Raw genomic sequence first — 17,317 nt, forward strand, 5'->3', positions numbered from 1 at the left:
TTGCATTTTCTCTGAAAGGACTTTCTGCATGAACACCCAACGCATCGCACTCGTCACCGGTGCGAACAAAGGCATCGGACTCGAAATCGCCCGGCAGCTGGCACAGGCCGGCGTCCACGTTCTCATCGGTGCCAGAGACGAGGACCGCGGCCGCGCCGCCGTCGCTGATCTGGCCCGTGACGGATTGGCCGCTCAGGTCCTGAGGTTGGATGTCACCGACGCGGCGAGCATCGCCGCCGCCGCCCTGAGCATTCGCAACGAACACGGCAGGCTGGACATCCTGGTGAACAACGCCGGTATCTTCGACCCGACCGATGGCCCGCCGGGCCAGGCCTCGATGACCGCCGTGCGCCAGGTGTTCGAGACCAATTTCTTCGGTGCCCTGGCGGTGACGCAGGCGATGCTGCCGCTGCTGCGGGACGCCCCGGCGGCGCGTGTCGTGAACGTGTCGAGCTCGCTCGGCTCGCTCACACTCAACGGCGATCCGTCGTCGACCTACTACTCCGCGCAGTACATCGGCTACAACGCCTCGAAGGCGGCGCTGAACATGCTGACCGTGCAGCTTCGGGAAGAGCTGCGAGGAACCTCCATCGTGGTCAACTCGGTCAGTCCGGGCTTCGTCAAGACCGATCTGACCGGCTACGGCACCATGACCCCGGCCGAAGGCGCGAAGCTGCCGGTGCAGCACGCCCTGGGTGGTGAAGACAACGGGGTGTTCGTCGAGCCGGGGGGCACCACACCCTGGTAGTGACCGACCCGGCCGGAGCCCTGTGCTGTGTGAGGGACCGGCTCCGGATCGCTGACTCAGAGGTCCTGGGCCAGCCGCAGCCCGCTGAACTGCCAGCGCGCCTCGGTGGGAAAGAAGTTGCGGTAGCTGGCGCGGATGTGATCGCGTGGCGTGGCGCACGACCCGCCGCGCAACACCATCTGGTTGATCATGAACTTGCCGTTGTATTCGCCCACGGCGCCGGCCCAGGGCCGATAGCCGGGGTAGGGCAGGTAGGCGCTGGCCGTCCATTCCCACACGTCGCCACCCATCTGCTGCAGGCCGGGCTGGCCATGGGCCAGGGGCAGCGGGTGCAGGGCGCCGCTGTCCATGAAGTTGCCGCGGGCCTGCAGCTCGGGGCCGAGTGTCTGTGCGGCGTGTTCCCACTCGGCCTCGGTGGGCAGCCGGATCGGCTCGCCCTGCTGCGCGGCGCACCAGCGCGCGTAGGCATCCGCTTCGAACCAGCTGATGTGGACCACGGGCGCGTGCGGGTCGATGGGCACGCGACCGTGCAGGGTGAAGGCGGTCCAGCTGCCCGCTTCCTCGCTCTGTTGCCAGTACAGCGGCGCCGCGATGCGCTGGGCGCGCAGCCAGTCCCAGCCGGCGGCCATCCACCAGCGCGGGTCGCTGTAGCCGCCATCGTCCATGAAGGCCCGCCACTCGCCCTGCGCCACCAGCCGATCCGCGAGCGCAAAGGGGCGCAGCAGCACAGGGTGGCGCGGGCTTTCGTTGTCGAAGGCGAAGCCCTCGCCGCTGTGGCCGATCTCGCCGACGCCTTCCTCGAACGCGCACCAGCGCAGCGGGTGCAGTGCCGCCGGGGCCTGTGGCCGTGGCGGGTGGTAGACCGGGTCGGTGGGGTTGCAGGCGAGCAGGTGCTTGATGTCGGTGAGCAGCAGCTCCTGGTGCTGTTGTTCGTGTTGCAGACCCAGCTCGACCAGCGTGACCAGCTCGGGTGCCAGGCCCTGCGCGAATAGCCGGGCGATGCGAGCATCGACCTGTGCACGGTAGGCGCGCACCTCGGCCATGCCCGGCCGCGTGATGAGGCCGCGCTGGGGGCGTGGGTGCTGGTCGCCCACGCCCTGGTAGTAGCTGTTGTACAGCACGCGGTAGGCCGGGTCGAAGGGCTGGAAGCCGGGCTCGGCGCGCTCGAGGACGAAGGTCTCGAAGAACCAGGTGGTGTGCGCCAGGTGCCACTTGGTGGGGCTGGCATCGGGCATGGACTGCACCTGGCAGTCGGCCTCGGACAGCGGCGTGGCCAGCGCCAGGGTCTGGTCGCGCACGGCGTGAAAGCGGCGCTGCAGCGCCGACAGCTGGGTGGGCGGCGGTGCGGGTGTGTTCATGGGATCAACGCGTCATCCAGCGCCGCGCGCCCAGGCTGGCGGCGTCGACGAGGGCCACCAGCAGCAGCATGGCGCCTAGCACGGTGGCGGTCTTGGGCATGTGGAACAGGCCCATGTGGAAGGCCAGCAGCTGGCCCAGGCCGCCGGCACCCACCACGCCCAGCACGGCTGCGGCGCGTATGTTGTTCTCCCAGCGGTAGAGCGTGTAGCTCATCAGCTGCGGCAGCACCTGCGGTAGGGTGGCGTAGAGGAACACGCGGCCGTGGCCCACGCCCTGGGCGCGCAGCGCCTCGGCCGGACCGGGCGGCGCGTTCTCCACCGCCTCGGCGAACAGTCGGCCCAGCACGCCCGAGGTGTGCAGCGCCAGCGCCAGCGTGCCGGCCAGCGGCCCAAGGCCGGCGGAAATCAGCAGTAGCGCGGCCCAGACCAGTTCAGGCACGCTGCGCAGGGCGTTGAGCAGCAGGCGGGTGGGGGCGCGGGCCATTGCCGCGTCGCCCGCGTGCAGCCGTGCTGCGGGCAGGGCCAGCGCCAGCCCGGCGATGGCGGCCAGCAGCGTGCCCACGGCCGACATGGCCAGCGTCTCCCAGGCCGCCACCGCGACCTTGTGCAGGAAGGCGGGCGAGGTGTCGGGCGGAAAGAACTCGCCCAAGAAACGGCCCATGCTCGCCGCCGCCTCGGCCGAGAAGAACTGTGCCCACTGCAGGTCCAGCGACCAGAAACTGGCCACCACCAGCACCAGCAGGCCGACGGTGAACCAGCAGGCCTTGCAGCGCGCGTCGAACAGCGGCGGCGGCAGCCGGTAGACCTCGTTGGCGGCGCGGGGCTGCTTCATCCGAGCACCTTCCGCAGCCAGGCGCTGGCGCGGTCTGCGAGCGCGACCAGGGCCATGAACACCAGCAGCATGGTCGCCACCTCGCCGCCGTTGAACATCTTCATCGAGTTGTCCATCTGCTGGCCCAGGCCACCCGCGCCGACGAAGCCGAGGATGACCGAGGAACGGATGGCGCATTCCCAGCGGTAGACGGTGTAGCTGGTGAGTTCGGCCGCGCTGGAGGGCAGCAGGCCGTAGAAGAAGGCCTGGAGGCGCCCCGCTCCGTTGCGCAGCAGGGTTTCGGTGGCGTGGGTTTCGCCGCTTTCGAGGATCTCGCCGTAGACCTTGCCAAGCATGCCGCCGTAGGTGAGCGCGATCGCCAGTACGCCGGCCGTGGGACCGAGCCCGACCACGCGCACGAACACCAGCGCCCACACCAGTTCCGGGATGCTGCGCAGCACGATCAGCGCCCAGCGCGCCAGCTGGCGCAGCCAGAACGGCCCGCGCGCCATGCGGCCCGACAGCGCCGAGACCGACAGCACCCGCGTCGACAGCAAGGCCAGCGGCACCGCGATCAGCAGCGCCAGCGTCACGCCCGCGGTGGCCATGGCCACGGTGCGCCAGGTTTCCGTCAGCACCATGGCGAGGAACTCGCCCGAATGCGCCAGCGGCCAGAAGCTGGCGATGAACTGGCCGCTCACACGCAGGCTCTGTTCCTCGAACATCACCCAGGGTTTGAACTCGGTGGCCACCAGCAGCGGCCAGAGCAGCACCAGACCCGCGCCGGTCCAGAACAGCCGTGGCAGCCAGGCCGGGTCGCGGGTGGGCGCGGTGTGGGTGGGCAGGGCGGCGGTGGTCATGGTGTCAGCGGCAGTGCATGACCACGGGTGGTGGTGCTACGGGCGTGACGTCTTCCAGCGACGGCGCCGGGCCGTTCAGCTCGTGCTCGTGCTGCGCATACAGCGCGGCCAAGCGCTCGCGGCCCACTTGGGCGGCCGGCAGATCGAAGGCGATGGTGCCATCGCGCAGGCCGACGATGCGCGGGAAATGCGCCAGCGCCACGTCCACCTGGTGCAGCGTGGCCACCAGGGTGGCGCCGCGCTCGCGCGCGGCCGACAGCAGCGTGTCGATGGCCTGGCGGGCGCGGGTCGGGTCCAGCGCCGACAGCGGTTCATCGATGAGCCAGAGCGTGGCCGGCGCGAGCAGGGCGCGCGCCAGGCCCACGCGCTGGCGCTCGCCACCCGAGAGCCGGTCCACGCGCTCGAACAGCTTGTCGGCCAGGTCGAAGCGGTCCAGCGCCTCGAACGCGGCGGGAATGTCCACCGGGTAGAACAGCGAGCGCAGGCTTTGCCAGGTGCCCATGGCCGGCAGGCGGCCCGCCAGCACGGCGGTGACCACGCGCTGGCGCGGCGGCAGCGGCGGCACCTGCGGCGCCAGGAACAGGCGGCCGCGCAGGCGCTGCAGCTCGGCGCGTGGCAGGTGCCAGGGCGACTGCCCGTCCAGCTGCAGCACGCCGGTGCTGGGTGGCAGCGCGCAGGCCAGCAGTTGCAGCAGCGTGGTCTTGCCCGCGCCGCTGGGGCCGATCACGGCCACCTGCTCGCCGGCGGCCACCTGCAGCTCCAGCCCGCGCAGGGCGGGCGTGGTGCCGGGGCGGGCGGCCGGGTGCCGCGCCGTGGCGGCTTGCAGGGCGACTTTCAAGCGTTCAGCCCCGCCCGGTCAGAGCAGTTCGGCGCTGCGCGCGGCGGCTTCGATGCCCTTGTAGTTCTCGGCCTTGGTCGGCACGAACTTGGTGGCACGCTGCAGCTCCAGGATCTCCTTGCCTTCTGGCGTGGCCTTGGAGAGCGACAGGAAGGCGTCGGCCAGTTTCTGGCGCGTGGCGGCGGGCATGTCGGCGTGCACCGTCCAGTTGTAGTCAAAGTAGGGCGGGGTGGTGTAGAAGACCTTGACCTTCTCGGTGTCGACCTTCTTCTCGGCCACGAACTTGTCCCACACCGAGATGTTCAGCGCACCGGCCTGCACCTTGCCCGAGGCCACGGCGGCAATGGTGGCGTCGTGCGCGCCGCTGAAGGCCACGCGTTTGAAGTCCTTCTCGGGGTTCAGGCCGGTCTGCAGAAGGAAGCTGCGCGGCATCAGGTGGCCGCTGGTGGAGCTTTGTGAGCCGAAGGACACGTCCTTGCCCTTGAGGTCGGCCAGCGCCTTGATGGCAGGGTCGCTGGTGATGAAGACCGACTTGAACTTCTCGTCTTCCTCGCGCTGCACCAGCGGGATCACCTTGCCGCCGGAGCGCACATTGGCTTGCACGAAGGTGAAGCCGCCGAACCAGGCCAGGTCGACCTTCTTGTTCACCAGCGCCTCCACGGATGCGGCGTAGTCGGTCACGGGTGTGAACTCGACCTTCATGCCCAGCTTGGCTTCGAGGTACTTCATCAGCGGCGCGGCCTTGCGCGCCAGTTCGGTGGGCGACTCGTCGGGAATCGCGGTGACGCGGAACACGGTCTGCTGTGCGTGGGCGAGCGGTGCGAGGGCGGTGGTGGCGAGCAGCGCGCAGGTCAAGAGTGCGCGGCGGGTGCGGGAGGTGTTGCGGTTCATGGGGTATCCGGTAAAGGGGGATAGGGGGAGGTATTAGAACCCGGCGCCAGAGGGTTTGCACCGCAGCGGGGGCGGTTTATAAAGCGGGCCATGCCCGAGTTCGTGCAGATCCACCAGAGCAACGACGCGGCCCTGCGCGCCGAGCTGGCCGCGGGCCTGCTGGCAGAGCCGCCGCGCGCGGCGCCCAAGTTCCTCTACGACGCGCTGGGCTCGCGCCTGTTCGACGCCATCACCGAGCTGGCCGAGTACTACCCGACGCGCACCGAGGCGGCCATCTTTGCGGCCCACGGTGGTGCCATGGCGCAGCGGGTGCCCCCGCGCGCGGTGCTGATCGACCTGGGGGCGGGCAACTGCGCCAAGGCCGCGCGCCTGTTTCCGGTGCTGCGGCCGGGGGCCTATGTGGCGGTGGACATTTCGGTCGACTACCTGCAGGACGCTGTTGGCGAGCTGCAGCAGCGGCACCGCCAGGTGCCCATGCTGGGTCTGGGCATGGATTTCTCGGCGCGGCTCGCGCTGCCACCGGCCGCGGCCGACTGGCTGGAGCGGCACGACCTGGCGTCGGCGCCGCGCTGCGTGTTCTACCCCGGCTCCAGCATCGGCAACTTCAATCCCGGCGAATCGCTGGCCCTGCTGCGCCAGGCGCATGCGCTGTGCGCGGCCGGTGGGCCGGGCGGCGGCATTCTCATCGGCGTGGACCGGGTGAAGGACAAGGCCGTGCTCGAACCGGCCTACGACGATGCGCTGGGCGTCACGGCGGCGTTCAACCGCAACCTGCTGCTGAACGTCAACACCCTGCTGGGCAGCGACTTTGCGCCCGCGCGCTGGCGCCATGTGGCCTTCTACGACGAGGCCGCCTCGCGCATCGAGATGCACCTGGCCTCGGACGGCGCGCAGACCGTGCGCTGGCCCGGCGGCGAGCGCCATTTTGCTGACGGCGAGCGCCTGCACACCGAGAACTCGTACAAATGGACGCCCGGGGCATTCGAGACGTTGCTGCGCGAGGCAGGCTTCGGCGCCGCCACGCACTGGACGGACGAGCGCGGCTGGTTCAGCGTGTTCTGGGCACCAGCACTCTGACCGCCGCTCGGGCTCACGCCCGCGCGACCGAACGGAACCCGGCCAGGATGTCGTTGCGCTCGGGCGGGAAGTAGTTGCGGTACTGGGGGTGGCGCATGCGCGGCACGGTGAAGGCGCTGGCGCCCTTGAGCACGGGCCGGCCGTCGAACCAGGGGCGCGAGTAGTCGAGATAGGGATGGGGCGTGAAGCCCGGAAAGGGCTTGAAGGGGCTGGCGGTCCATTCCCAGACCTCGCCCCATCGGAAGCCGGGCTGCTGCGCCGCCACCTCCCATTCGGCCTCGGTCGGCAACCGCCGTTCGGCCCAGGCGCACCAGGCCTGCGCTTCGAAAGCGCTGAGATGGCTGGCCGGGGCGCTCAGGTCCAGCCGTTCCCATTGGCCGAAGCGCCGCTGCTCCCAGCCCTGCGGTGTCCGCCGCAGGTGGCGCGGTGCCTGCCGTTCGCCCGAGAGGCGCCAGATCCAGCCCGGTGCGCTCCAGAAGCGGCGCTGCGCGTACGACCCGCTTTCGACAAAGGGGAGGAACTGCGCCCAGCTCACCGGCTGCGCGTCGATTTCGAAAGCACCGACGGGCACCGGGTGCGCGCCGAGCTCGTTGTCGAAGGCGAAGCCCGGGCCGCTGCGGCCCAGGTTCCAAGTGGTGGCTGCAACAGGCAAGGCGCGGGTCTGGTGCTCGTCGCGGCCAGCCTTCGGCAGCCGGACCCCGGGATCAAAGCCCAGCGTCTGCGCCATGTAGACCGCGGCCTCGGCGTGCATGTCTTCGTGGAACAGCGCGAGCCGGAAGAAGTAGAGCCCGTCGTCGTCCTCGGGCGCCTCGTCCAGCAGCGCGAGCGTGTCGGTCAGGCTGGCTGCGAGGTCGGCGCGCACCGCATCGGCATCCAACAGCGGCAGTTGCCAGCGCCGGTCGTGCGGCACCTCGCTGGAGTTGTAGAGCGCGTCGGCGTCGACGCCTCGGACGGCCTGGCGAGCGGGCGGTCTGGGCACTCTCGCGTCGGCCGCTGCGCCACGGTCGCGCTGCGGGTTCCGCGCCAGCCACCAGTCGGCGAACCAGCCGATGTGGCCCAGCTCCCAGAGGGGCGGGTTGAGTTCGGGTGTGCAGGGTACGCGCAGGTCCGGGCCCAGCGCGGCCCGATAGGCCTCGAAGAGCGCTTGGCTGCGTTCGCGCGCGTCCTGCAGCGCCTGCGCCAGCACGTCCTTGCCGCCGCAACGCACGGTTTCTGCTTCGGACACAATCGCTGAGCTCTGTGGTTCCGCCATGACAAAACCCTCCCTGTGTCTCGTGACGCCAGCGCTGGCCGACGCCAACAACGGCAACTGGCAGACCGCGCACCGCTGGGCGCGTTGGCTCGCGGGCCATTATGAGGTTCGGGTGGTGAAGTCCTGGCCCGATGCCCGCACCGCCGACGACGGTACCGACCTGCTGCTGGCGTTGCACGCTCGCCGCTCTGCCGCCAGCGTCGCGGCCTGGGCGCAGGCCCATCCGGACAAACCGCTGGTGCTCGCGCTCACCGGCACCGACCTCTACCGCGACATCCGGACCGACGCCAGCGCGCAGCGCTCGCTGGCGCTCGCACACCGCCTGATCGTGCTGCAGGAGCGGGCGCCCCTGGCCCTGCCCGAGGCCCACCGCGCCAAATGCCATGTGGTGTTCCAGTCGAGCACGCGGCGCCAGACCCTGGACAAGACGCGTGAGCATCTGCGGGTGGTGGTGGTGGGGCACCTGCGCGAAGAAAAATCGCCAGAGACCGTGTTCGAGGCCGCGCGCCTGCTGTCGCCCGACGAGGGCATCCTGATCGACCACATCGGCAATGCCCTCGACCCCGCGCTGGGCGAACTGGCGCGCGCCACCGCCGCGGCCTGTCCGCACTACCGCTGGCTCGGCAGCCAGCCGCACGAGGCCACGCGCCGCCGCATCCAGCGCGCCCACCTGCTGGTCCACCCCAGCCGCATGGAAGGCGGTGCCCACGTCATCATGGAGGCCGTGCTCAGCGGCACGCCGGTGCTGGCCTCGCACATGGACGGCAACCTGGGCATGCTGGGTCCCGACTACGGCGGCTACTTTCCGGTCGGCGATGCGGCGGCGCTGGTGGCGCGGCTGCGTGAATGCCGCAGGGACATCGCCGGTGACGGCGGCGCCCTGGCCGCCCTGCAAGCACAATGTTCTGCCAGAGCGCCGCTGTTCGAACCCACGACCGAGCGTGCTGCCCTGCTGCGCGCACTGGCCGGGCCGCGGCAAGACCCGATACCCTGACCCGACCGACCGATTTGTCCCAATTCACGGAGACCCGAATGAACGCCCCGTCCACGCCCACTCAGCCTCGCCTGACCAGCCTTTCGCACGGCGGCGGCTGCGGCTGCAAGATCGCCCCCGGCGTGCTCAGCGAAATTCTCAAGGGCACCAGCGCCATGCCTGTCCCCAAAGAACTGCTGGTCGGCATCGAGACCGCGGACGATGCCGCCGTCTACCAGCTCAATGACGAGCAGGCTCTGATCGCCACCACCGACTTCTTCATGCCCATCGTCGACGACCCGTTCGACTTCGGCCGCATCGCCGCCACCAACGCCATCAGCGACGTCTACGCCATGGGCGGAACGCCCATCATGGCGCTGGCCCTGGTGGGCATGCCGATCAGCGTGCTCTCCACCGACACCATCGGCAAGATCCTCGAAGGCGGTCGCGCCGTCTGCACCGCGGCCGGCATCCCGATCGCTGGTGGCCACACCATCGACTCGGTCGAGCCCATCTACGGCCTGGTCGCGCTCGGCCTGGTGCACCCGAAACGCGTCAAGCGCAACGCCGACGCGAAGGTTGGTGATCGCCTGGTGCTGGGCAAGCCGCTGGGCGTGGGCGTGCTCTCGGCCGCGCTCAAGAAGGACGCGCTGAGCGCCGAGGGCTACTCGCAGATGATCGCTCACACCACCAAGCTGAACACCCCCGGCCCGGACCTTGCGGCCGTCGACGGCGTGCACGCGCTGACCGACGTGACCGGCTTCGGCCTGGCCGGCCACGCGCTGGAAATGGCGCGCGGCTCGGACACGACTGTGAAGCTCGACATGGCCCGCGTGCCCCTGATCGGCGGCGTGCGCGACTTGGCGGCGCAGGGCATGGTCACCGGCGCCAGCGGCCGCAATTGGGCGGCGTACGGTGCCGAGGTGCGACTGGCCGACGCGCTGACGCCGCAGGACAAGGCGCTGCTGACCGACCCCCAGACCAGCGGCGGCTTGCTGGTCGCCTGCTCGGCCGAGACGGTGGCCGAGGTGCTGGCGGTGTTCCGGCGACACGGCTTCGAAGCCGCGGCTGAGGTCGGCGAGATCGTGTCGGCGCAGCCCGGCGGTGTGCGGCTGCAGGTGGACTGAATACCCCGCCCTCCAGAAAGGACCACCATGACCCGACGAACCCTCAAGACCGCCGCCACCCTCGGTCGCAAGACCATGGAAACCGCCATGGCCGCGCCGCAGGTGGTGGCCCACCGCGTGGGCCGCATGGCCACGGCCGGCGCGAACCCGTCCCGCCGCGACCAGAGGGAGTTTGTCGGGATGGTGGCCGAGAAGCAGCAGGCCTTCGTACAGTCGTGGATGGCCATGGCCACCGAGTCCCTGCGGCTGCAGCAGCAGATCTGGTCCTCGCTCTGGACCGTGGGGCTCACGCCCTGGCCGCGCAAGCAGGCCGCTTCCCTGACCGCGGCGCGGCGCATGCAGTCGGCAGCGGTTTCCATCGCGGAAAAAGGCCTGACGCCGGTGCACCGCAAGGCGGTGTCCAACGCCAAACGCCTGTCGAAGGCGAAGCGATGACACCACCCCGCATCCTCGTCTTCGACATCTTCGGCACTGTCGTCGATTGGCACGGCTCCATCGTGCGCGAGGTGAGTCAGCGCTTCCCGCAGGTCGACGCCGACGCCTTCGCGCTCGCCTGGCGCGCGGGCTACCAGCCGGCGATGGAGGCGGTGCGCTCGGGCGGGCGCGGCTTCGTGAAGCTGGACGTGCTGCACCGCGAGATCCTCGACGGCCTGCTGCCGCGTTTTGGCCTGGACCACCTGGGCGACGCCGAAAGGGCCGACCTCAACCGCATCTGGCACCGCCTGTCCGCGTGGCCCGACAGCGTGGCCGGGCTCACACGGCTCAAGTCGCACTTCACGATCTGCAGCCTCTCCAACGGCAACCTGGGCCTGCTCGCCGACATGGCCAAGAACGCCGGCCTGCCCTGGGACTGCGTGCTCAGCGCCGAGGTGTTCCAGGCCTACAAGCCCGACCCGCGCGTCTACCTGGGTGCGGCCGGGGTGTTCGACGCCAAACCAGGCGAGGTGATGATGGTCGCCGCCCACCACGACGACCTCGCCGCGGCCCGCACCTGCGGCCTGCAGACGGCGTACATCGAACGTCCGCTGGAGTTCGGCGCCGCCCACGTCAAGGACGTGTCACCCCAGCCGGACAACACCTGGCACGCGCGCGACCTGCTGCATCTGGCCGACCAGCTGGGCTGCTGACCCCGGCGGGTTGAAGGGCCTCACATTCCCCGGGCCAGTCGGTGCAGCCACTGCACCGACCCCTCACCCATGGCCAGGCTGCTCTGTGCAAGTTGCAGGATCTGTGCCTTCGATCCGCCTGTGCGGATGTGGTCCATGGCTTGACGGGTGATCTGGCCCAACCTAACGCAGCCAATGGCGGGTGCGCTTCCGGCGATGCAATGGAGTGGCTCCTCCAGGCCTTCTACGTCGTTGGCATGCAGACGGTCGCGGATGATCGACAGGTTGAGATGCAACTGGGCCGCGGCGCTGACGATGAAGGTCTTCAGGTCGGCCGGACTGAAGGCGGCGAAGTTGTCCATCAGCACTTCCAGTTCGTTGCTGCCTTCGTCGAGCTCCTCCGCGACAGCCGGTTCCTGCAGAGCGGCGTGCTGCGTCTCCGCGTTGGCCACCCGTCCGATTTCTGTCATCAACTCCTCGCGTGTGAAGGGCTTCGACACATAGCCCGCAAATCCCTTCGCGAGGTAGTCCTGCTTGTCTTCCTTCCTTGCATTGGCGGTCAGCGCGATGAAGGGGCGCTGGGCCCATGCGTTGCTGATCCGACGGATTTCGTCCATGGCGGCTGGCCCGTTGAGGACAGGCATGCCGATGTCCATCAGCACCACGTCGAAGGTGCTCTTTTTTGCTGCGTCCACCGCCTGCCGTCCGTCTTCGACGGTGACGAGGGTGTGGCCTGTGTCCTGGAAATAGGCTTTGAGCAGCTCGCGGTTGATGCTGTTGTCGTCGGCCGCCAGCACCCTGAGTGCTGATGTTTGGGCTACTGGCGCTGTGACGGCTTGCGGCGCCGCTTCGACCGTTGCGACCGCATCGGCCGCAACGGCGTCGCAGGGAATCTCGACGGTGAATGTCGTGCCCCGCCCCAGCTCGCTTGCCACGCTGATGGAGCCGCCCATGAGCGTGGTCAGCTGCTTGCAGATCGAAAGACCCAGACCCGTGCCGCTGACGTAGTTGATCGAGCTGTCGACCACCTGGTAGTACTTGTCGAAAATCTTGTCACGGACCTCCGGACGAATGCCCACGCCGCTGTCTTCGACCTGAATGCGGACGCAACGTGCACCCTGGGTGTTGTGTGTCTCGTCCACGCTGAGCTTGACGAATCCGCGTTCAGTGAACTTGATGGCGTTGCCGACAAGGTTGTTGATGATCTGGTTCACGCGAACAGGATCCAGTGTCACCGGCAGGTCCGCAGGCACTTCCGTGATCAGTGTCAGGCCCTTGTGCCGTGCCGTGGCCTCAAAGCTGGCGGTCACACCTTGCACCTCGGTGGCCATCTGGTGGCGCCTGGGTTGCAGCTGGAACTGCCCGACTTCCAGCTTGGAATAGTCCAAGATGTCGTTGAGCAGGTGCAGCATGTTGCGCGTGACACCATCGAGCAGTTCTGCGAGTTCTCGCACCTTGGGCGAGAGGGGCTGTCGCTGGATTTCACCGATGAGGCCCATGATGCCGTGCATCGGTGTCCGGATCTCGTGGCTCATGCTGGAAAGAAACTCCGACCGCATGTTGGCCAGCAGTTCCGCCTTGTCCTTGGCCTCCTCGGCGATGACCTTGCCTGCGTCGGCCTGCTCGCGCAGCCTGCCTTCCATTTCGGCCAGGGCCTTGGACCGAAGGTACAGGTCGCGGTAGCGCAACAGCATGTTGATGACCACCACAAAGAGCACCAGCCCAACCAGCACCTTGGACATGATCAGCACGACCACCAGGCTGGTCGAGCTCTGAAGCACTTCGCTTCCCGGCTCCTCCTGGCCGATGAAGCGGGTGGCGAGAATCGCCATGTAGTGCATGCCGGAGATGGCCAGTCCCAGCACGGCACCACCACCTGCGTTCGAAAGCCACAGCCGCTTCCGGAGCCGGGCGTGCAGCGCTCTGCGAACGAAAAGGGATGCAATGGCCAGTCCAACGGCCACAATGAGCGAAACCAGGAACAGGGCAGGGTCGTAGCGCAGGCTGGGTGTCATGACCATGGCCGCCATGCCGCCGTAGTGCATCAGGCCGATGCCAGCGCCGATCAGTGTCCCGTTGATGACCATGCGCAGCGCGGAGTCCTGTTCGGACGTGCGACTGAGCGCCAGCCAGGAGGCGGCAAGGGCCGGCAGGAGCGACAGGGCGGTGATGGTCGGGTCGTAGCTCACCTGGACACAGAGCTGGAACGACATCATCCCGATGAAATGCATCATCCAGACGCCCGTGCCCATGATCACGCCGCTGGTGCCGATGCCCACTATGCGGTTGAGCCGTTCACGCGAAGCGTTTGCAAAGGCGACCAGGTGGTAAGCCAGCGCAGACGAAAGGATGGCCATCGCAACCGACAGTGCGACCAGCCCGTATTCGTATGTACCGGTCAGGAGTTCGGTGGGAGCAACGTCCTCAAGCAGAAAGAACCGATCAAGCATGCAAGGCAATCCAGTGAAGCGCAGAACGCGTTTCTCCTGAATCGGCTCAACTCGGCCGCAACTTGAGCCCGACCGACGTGTGGAAGGGCTTCAAGAACGGAAGCCCCGTCCCTGGGTGCCTGTCCGCGCGCCGCCGTGGCTCAGATATCCGACAGCGACGCCTTGATCTGCCGGATGGTGGACACGTCGCCCAGGAAGACCTGGATCACGTCCTTCTCTTCGGGCGTCAGGTCCTTGCTCTCCAGCAGTTTCAAGCGCCGTACAACCAGCTCCAGCGCCTCTGCAAGGTGGCCGATCTGGCGGCCGTAGCTGCCCACCCGTTCCAACGCCGCCTGTTCCACCGAGGGGTTGGACGAGGTGCCGAGGTTGACGTTGAACAGGTGAAACTGCCAGTTGGGCAGGATGGGCTGGGTCAGGCTGGTGGGCGCCAGCTGCCAGGTGATCGGGACGTTGACTTGCTGCCGCTGCGACATGGTGGACTCCCTGGGTGGGCCGCCGGGCGGCGGCATCCGAACCATACAAGAGCCGTGCCAGCGCGCGTGTGACGCAGGTGCTTGATGCGGGTCAAGTCTTCCCCTGGGCAGAGGCCTACAGTGAATTCATCCCACCCACCCGGAGACAGCACCATGAATCACCTGCACACCTCGCTCAAAGCCCTGGTTGTCCTGGGCCTGCTGGCCTGCGCCACAGTCGCGGCGGCCCAGCCCAAGACCACCAACGGCATCCTCACCGACGAAAAAGGCATGAGTCTCTATGTGTGGGACAACGAGCTGACCGCCCCAGGCAAGGTCCTGTGCACCGGACCCTGCACCATCACCTGGCCACCGATGCTCGCCAAGGAGGGCACCCAGGCCTCGGGCGACTTCACCCTGATGACCCGCGACGACGGTATCCTGCAGTGGGCCCACAAGGGCAGGCCGCTGTACCACTCGGCCAACGACAAGCAGCCGGGTGACCACAAGGGCGACGGCTTCCGCGGCATCTGGCACCTCGTCAAGCCCTGAGGCCGATCACCCGCCGACCGGCGTGCACAGCTCCACCAGAAGGCCGTCCGGGCAGCGCACATAGGACACCACCTGGCCCCAGGGCTTCTGTGACGGCGCCGCCATCTCGCGCGCGCCGGCTTCAACGGCCCGCGCATGCGCGGCGGGCACATCGTCCGTGACCAGCGCGATCTCGAAACCCAGCGGCTGGGCCGAGGTGTCGGCACGCACATGGCCGCCTGGGAAGTTCATGTCGCCCAGCTCGTGTGCGGCGAAGGCCAGCGTGGTCTCGCCGGTGTCGAGCTCACCGTAGGCGCCGCTCTCGTGCAGAAAGCGGCGCTTCAGCCCGAAGGCCTGTTCGCAGAACGCCAGCGAGGCCGTGACGTCGAGGACGTAGGTGATGGTGTAGCCGAGCTTCATTTCGTGTCCTTCGCGTGATCAGGCCGCCATGGCCCACCCGATGGTGGCACACCCCGCCACCACCACCCACGGCGGCCACTTCCACTTCATCAGCGCCAGCAACGCCACCACCGCCAGCAGCGCGTCGGCCACGCCGCGGATGCCGCTGGTGATGACCGGGTTCCACAGCGCCGCCAGCAGCAGGCCGACCACACCGGCGTTGATGCCCATGAGGGCGGCGCGCACGCGGGGCTGGGCGCGCAGGCGTTCCCAGAACGGCAGCGCACCCACCACCAGCAGGAAGGCCGGCGCAAAGATGGCCGCCAGCGCCAGCAGCCCGCCGGCCCAGCCGGTGGGGGCGCTCTGCATGCTGGCGCCGAGGAAGGCCGCGAAGGTGAACAGCGGGCCGGGCACGGCCTGGGCCGCACCGTAGCCGGCGAGGAAAGCGTCGTTGCCGACCCAGCCGGTGGGCACCACGCTGGCCTGCAGCAGCGGCAGCACGACGTGGCCGCCGCCGAACACCAGGGCGCCGGCGCGGTAGAAGGCGTCGACCACGGCCAGGGCCTGCGAGGGCACGGCCGCGGCCAGCAGCGGCAGGCCCACCAGCAGCACGGCGAACAGCAGCAGCCACAGCGAGCCGGCGCGCCGGCCGACCGGTATGTTCAAGGGCTCGTGGGCGGTGTCGGATGGCGGACGCATCGCCGCCAGGCCGATGGCGGCGGCGGCGGCGATGACCAGCAGTTGCATGACCGTGCCAGGCCAGGCGATGAGGACCGCCGCGGCGCCCAGCATGAGTGCACGGCGCGGCGCGTCCGGGCAGAGGCTGCGCGCCATGCCCCAGACGGCCTGTGCCACCACGGCGACCGCCACCACCTTCAGGCCGTGCAGCAGGCCCGCGCCCGCGCCGCTGCCCAGCGCGTCGCCGGCCTGCGCCACGCCCAGGGCGAGCGCGATCAGGGCCAGGGCCGAGGGCAGGGTGAAGCCGGCCCAGGCGGCGAAGGCGCCCGAATAGCCGGCGCGCGAGAGGCCCAGTGCCAGGCCCACCTGGCTGCTGGCCGGGCCGGGCAGGAACTGGCACAGCGCGACCAGGTCGGCGTAGGCGGATTCGCTGAGCCAGCGGCGGTGCTCGACGAACTCGGTGCGGAAATAGCCCAGGTGCGCCACCGGGCCACCGAAGCTGGTGAGGCCGAGCCGCAAGAACACCAGGAAGACCTGCCAGGCGCTGCGGTCGGATGCGGTGTTCATGCGGTCGGCAGGGTGTACTTCCCCATGAAGGCGCGGTCGATGTGGTCCTTCCAGCGCCACGCCCAGCCACCTTCGGCGTGCAGAGGCCCCCAGCTTGCAATGGCGTGACCGGCCCCGCACGAGATCAGGCTCAGCGTGTGGGTCGGCGGGTGGTGGGGCTTGAGCGGCTGGCCTTCGTGGGCCGCGAGCAGGTTGTCCGCCAGCGGCGGGCCTGCGCGCACCGCATAGACACCGTTGCGGGGGTGCGGCCGGTCGGCGCGGGCACACACGTCGCCCGCGGCGAACACTTCGGGGTGGCTGGTGCTCTGCTGGAACTGATTGACCAGCACATGCCCCGATTCGTTGAGCGCCAGGCCACTGCCCTGCAGCCAGGGCGGCGCGTGGGAGCCGATGGCGAGGATGGGCACGTCGCAGGCCAGTTCGGAGCCGCTGCCCAGCTTCACCACGCCTGGCGCCAGGCCGACGCAGCTGTCGCGCAGCACGGTGATGTTCAGCCGCTTGAGCCGGCGCAGCACGCGCGCCTGCACGCCGACGGGGTAGCTGGCCAAGGGTTCCACACCACCCGTGATGAGGGTGAAGCGGGCGCCGGCTGCGCCGCGCGTGCGCAGGCACTGCTCGGCAGCCAACAGCAGCTCCAGTCCGCCGGCGCCCGCGCCGATCACCGCCACCGACAGCGCGCGTGCCTGCGCCTGCTCCAGCACCTGGGGCCAGAGCGAGGCAAAGACCTCGATCGGCCGCACAATCAGCGCGTTGTCCGCCGCGCCGGGCATCTGTTCTTCGATGCGCTGGCGGTCGATCACCGGGCCGGTGTCGATGGACAGCAGGTGGTAGGGCAGGTCGGGCGGCAGGATCTCGTCCTGCGAGCGACTCTTGCCGGCGGGGCTCAGGCGCGCTCGTCGGCCCGCCGTGTCGATCCCGCTGCAGCGCGCCCGCACCCACTTGGCACCCGCGGCGCGGATCAGCGGCTCCAGTGGAATCTGGCAGTCGGTCTCGCTGTAGTGGCCAGCCACCAGGCCCGGCACCATACCGCTGTAGGTCTGGTACGGGTAGGGCGTGACGACCGTGATGTCCAGATCGGCCGGCCGCTGCTGCGCCAGCCGCGACAGGACATGGACATGGGCGTGTCCGCCGCCGAGCAGCAGCAGCTTCTTGATTCCGTGGTGCATGGGCCCCAATGTTACGGGTTGTGTCTGACGCGC

18 protein-coding genes are annotated in these 17,317 nt (G+C 69.1%); 7 read left to right on the plus strand and 11 right to left on the minus strand.

Annotation, left to right across the window (positions count from 1 at the left end; all coding sequences use genetic code 11):
• Positions 1-28: 28 nt before the first annotated feature.
• The gene (locus tag ACFOPI_RS03925) at positions 29-748 is read left to right on the plus strand and encodes an SDR family oxidoreductase (protein ID WP_382171090.1); all 720 of its coding nucleotides are present in this window, start codon (positions 29-31) and stop codon (positions 746-748) included.
• A gap of 56 nt (positions 749-804) precedes the next feature.
• Here ACFOPI_RS03925 and egtB read toward each other — a convergent pair whose 3' ends face one another.
• From egtB to ACFOPI_RS03950, 5 genes are read right to left on the minus strand one after another with little or no spacing between them, the layout of a single operon-like run.
• Positions 805-2,106 (minus strand): ergothioneine biosynthesis protein EgtB, encoded by a 1,302-nt coding sequence (gene egtB / locus ACFOPI_RS03930; RefSeq protein WP_382171093.1) that lies wholly within the window; start codon positions 2,104-2,106, stop codon positions 805-807.
• Between the two features lie 4 nt (positions 2,107-2,110).
• On the minus strand, positions 2,111-2,938 hold the full coding sequence (gene phnE, locus ACFOPI_RS03935; protein WP_382171096.1) for a phosphonate ABC transporter, permease protein PhnE: 828 nt from the start codon (positions 2,936-2,938) through the stop codon (positions 2,111-2,113).
• A complete protein-coding gene (locus ACFOPI_RS03940) occupies positions 2,935-3,777 on the minus strand; it encodes a PhnE/PtxC family ABC transporter permease (RefSeq protein ID WP_382171099.1) in 843 nt (280 codons plus the stop codon). The genes phnE and ACFOPI_RS03940 overlap by 4 nt, the downstream gene beginning before the upstream one ends.
• A gap of 4 nt (positions 3,778-3,781) precedes the next feature.
• Positions 3,782-4,615 (minus strand): phosphonate ABC transporter ATP-binding protein, encoded by an 834-nt coding sequence (locus tag ACFOPI_RS03945; RefSeq protein ID WP_382171101.1) that lies wholly within the window; start codon positions 4,613-4,615, stop codon positions 3,782-3,784.
• 18 nt (positions 4,616-4,633) lie between these two features.
• Positions 4,634-5,506 carry a putative selenate ABC transporter substrate-binding protein gene (locus ACFOPI_RS03950; protein WP_382171104.1) on the minus strand — a complete coding sequence of 291 codons (873 nt, stop codon included), beginning with the start codon at positions 5,504-5,506 and terminating at the stop codon, positions 4,634-4,636.
• A gap of 90 nt (positions 5,507-5,596) precedes the next feature.
• On the opposite strand from ACFOPI_RS03950, the gene egtD reads away from it, so the two are divergent.
• Positions 5,597-6,583, plus strand: coding sequence for an L-histidine N(alpha)-methyltransferase (gene egtD, locus ACFOPI_RS03955; protein WP_382171107.1), 987 nt, complete (start codon positions 5,597-5,599; stop codon positions 6,581-6,583).
• Positions 6,584-6,596: 13 nt separating this feature from the next.
• Here the strand turns inward: egtD and senA are convergent, their stop codons facing one another.
• The gene (senA, locus tag ACFOPI_RS03960; RefSeq protein WP_382171109.1) at positions 6,597-7,808 is read right to left on the minus strand and encodes a selenoneine synthase SenA; all 1,212 of its coding nucleotides are present in this window, start codon (positions 7,806-7,808) and stop codon (positions 6,597-6,599) included.
• Positions 7,809-7,833: 25 nt separating this feature from the next.
• Here senA and senB point away from each other — a divergent pair, with 25 nt between their 5' ends.
• The 4 genes from senB to ACFOPI_RS03980 are packed head-to-tail and all read left to right on the plus strand — an operon-like array spanning position 7,834 to position 11,062.
• Complete coding sequence (gene senB, locus ACFOPI_RS03965) at positions 7,834-8,829, plus strand: selenoneine biosynthesis selenosugar synthase SenB (protein ID WP_382171112.1); 996 nt, start codon at positions 7,834-7,836, stop codon at positions 8,827-8,829.
• A 38-nt stretch (positions 8,830-8,867) separates the two neighbouring features.
• Positions 8,868-9,935, plus strand: coding sequence for a selenide, water dikinase SelD (gene selD, locus ACFOPI_RS03970; protein WP_382171115.1), 1,068 nt, complete (start codon positions 8,868-8,870; stop codon positions 9,933-9,935).
• Positions 9,936-9,962: 27 nt separating this feature from the next.
• A complete protein-coding gene (locus ACFOPI_RS03975; protein ID WP_382171118.1) occupies positions 9,963-10,370 on the plus strand; it encodes a polyhydroxyalkanoate granule-associated phasin in 408 nt (135 codons plus the stop codon).
• Positions 10,367-11,062 (plus strand): haloacid dehalogenase type II, encoded by a 696-nt coding sequence (locus tag ACFOPI_RS03980; protein ID WP_382171121.1) that lies wholly within the window; start codon positions 10,367-10,369, stop codon positions 11,060-11,062. The genes ACFOPI_RS03975 and ACFOPI_RS03980 overlap by 4 nt, the downstream gene beginning before the upstream one ends.
• 20 nt (positions 11,063-11,082) lie before the next feature.
• Here ACFOPI_RS03980 and ACFOPI_RS03985 read toward each other — a convergent pair whose 3' ends face one another.
• Both ACFOPI_RS03985 and ACFOPI_RS03990 read right to left on the minus strand, forming a co-directional pair.
• Positions 11,083-13,491 carry an MHYT domain-containing protein gene (locus tag ACFOPI_RS03985; RefSeq protein WP_382171124.1) on the minus strand — a complete coding sequence of 803 codons (2,409 nt, stop codon included), beginning with the start codon at positions 13,489-13,491 and terminating at the stop codon, positions 11,083-11,085.
• A 140-nt stretch (positions 13,492-13,631) separates the two neighbouring features.
• Positions 13,632-13,964 carry a hypothetical protein gene (locus ACFOPI_RS03990; RefSeq protein WP_382171127.1) on the minus strand — a complete coding sequence of 111 codons (333 nt, stop codon included), beginning with the start codon at positions 13,962-13,964 and terminating at the stop codon, positions 13,632-13,634.
• A 153-nt stretch (positions 13,965-14,117) separates the two neighbouring features.
• On the opposite strand from ACFOPI_RS03990, the gene ACFOPI_RS03995 reads away from it, so the two are divergent.
• The gene (locus ACFOPI_RS03995) at positions 14,118-14,495 is read left to right on the plus strand and encodes a COG4315 family predicted lipoprotein (protein ID WP_382171129.1); all 378 of its coding nucleotides are present in this window, start codon (positions 14,118-14,120) and stop codon (positions 14,493-14,495) included.
• Positions 14,496-14,501: 6 nt separating this feature from the next.
• Here ACFOPI_RS03995 and ACFOPI_RS04000 read toward each other — a convergent pair whose 3' ends face one another.
• From ACFOPI_RS04000 to ACFOPI_RS04010, 3 genes are read right to left on the minus strand one after another with little or no spacing between them, the layout of a single operon-like run.
• Positions 14,502-14,894, minus strand: coding sequence for a VOC family protein (locus tag ACFOPI_RS04000; protein WP_382171131.1), 393 nt, complete (start codon positions 14,892-14,894; stop codon positions 14,502-14,504).
• A gap of 18 nt (positions 14,895-14,912) precedes the next feature.
• Positions 14,913-16,118 carry a chromate efflux transporter gene (gene chrA, locus ACFOPI_RS04005; protein WP_382171134.1) on the minus strand — a complete coding sequence of 402 codons (1,206 nt, stop codon included), beginning with the start codon at positions 16,116-16,118 and terminating at the stop codon, positions 14,913-14,915.
• Positions 16,115-17,284, minus strand: coding sequence for an FAD-dependent oxidoreductase (locus tag ACFOPI_RS04010; protein ID WP_382171136.1), 1,170 nt, complete (start codon positions 17,282-17,284; stop codon positions 16,115-16,117). The genes chrA and ACFOPI_RS04010 overlap by 4 nt, the downstream gene beginning before the upstream one ends.
• Positions 17,285-17,317: the final 33 nt, after the last annotated feature.

It is taken from the genome of Hydrogenophaga luteola, from assembly GCF_042648585.1.
GTDB lineage: Bacteria > Pseudomonadota > Gammaproteobacteria > Burkholderiales > Burkholderiaceae_C > Hydrogenophaga > Hydrogenophaga luteola.

Coding starts and splice junctions, on each gene's coding strand:
- ACFOPI_RS04010 (WP_382171136.1), bottom strand. CDS start 17,284: ATGCACCACGGAATCAAGAAGCTGCTGCTGCTCGGCGGCGGACACGCC.
- ACFOPI_RS03975 (WP_382171118.1), top strand. CDS start 9,963: ATGACCCGACGAACCCTCAAGACCGCCGCCACCCTCGGTCGCAAGACC.
- ACFOPI_RS03990 (WP_382171127.1), bottom strand. CDS start 13,964: ATGTCGCAGCGGCAGCAAGTCAACGTCCCGATCACCTGGCAGCTGGCG.
- ACFOPI_RS04000 (WP_382171131.1), bottom strand. CDS start 14,894: ATGAAGCTCGGCTACACCATCACCTACGTCCTCGACGTCACGGCCTCG.
- phnE (WP_382171096.1), bottom strand. CDS start 2,938: ATGAAGCAGCCCCGCGCCGCCAACGAGGTCTACCGGCTGCCGCCGCCG.
- ACFOPI_RS03925 (WP_382171090.1), top strand. CDS start 29: ATGAACACCCAACGCATCGCACTCGTCACCGGTGCGAACAAAGGCATC.
- ACFOPI_RS03940 (WP_382171099.1), bottom strand. CDS start 3,777: ATGACCACCGCCGCCCTGCCCACCCACACCGCGCCCACCCGCGACCCG.
- senB (WP_382171112.1), top strand. CDS start 7,834: ATGACAAAACCCTCCCTGTGTCTCGTGACGCCAGCGCTGGCCGACGCC.
- ACFOPI_RS03995 (WP_382171129.1), top strand. CDS start 14,118: ATGAATCACCTGCACACCTCGCTCAAAGCCCTGGTTGTCCTGGGCCTG.
- ACFOPI_RS03985 (WP_382171124.1), bottom strand. CDS start 13,491: ATGCTTGATCGGTTCTTTCTGCTTGAGGACGTTGCTCCCACCGAACTC.
- egtD (WP_382171107.1), top strand. CDS start 5,597: ATGCCCGAGTTCGTGCAGATCCACCAGAGCAACGACGCGGCCCTGCGC.
- ACFOPI_RS03950 (WP_382171104.1), bottom strand. CDS start 5,506: ATGAACCGCAACACCTCCCGCACCCGCCGCGCACTCTTGACCTGCGCG.
- chrA (WP_382171134.1), bottom strand. CDS start 16,118: ATGAACACCGCATCCGACCGCAGCGCCTGGCAGGTCTTCCTGGTGTTC.
- egtB (WP_382171093.1), bottom strand. CDS start 2,106: ATGAACACACCCGCACCGCCGCCCACCCAGCTGTCGGCGCTGCAGCGC.
- selD (WP_382171115.1), top strand. CDS start 8,868: ATGAACGCCCCGTCCACGCCCACTCAGCCTCGCCTGACCAGCCTTTCG.
- ACFOPI_RS03980 (WP_382171121.1), top strand. CDS start 10,367: ATGACACCACCCCGCATCCTCGTCTTCGACATCTTCGGCACTGTCGTC.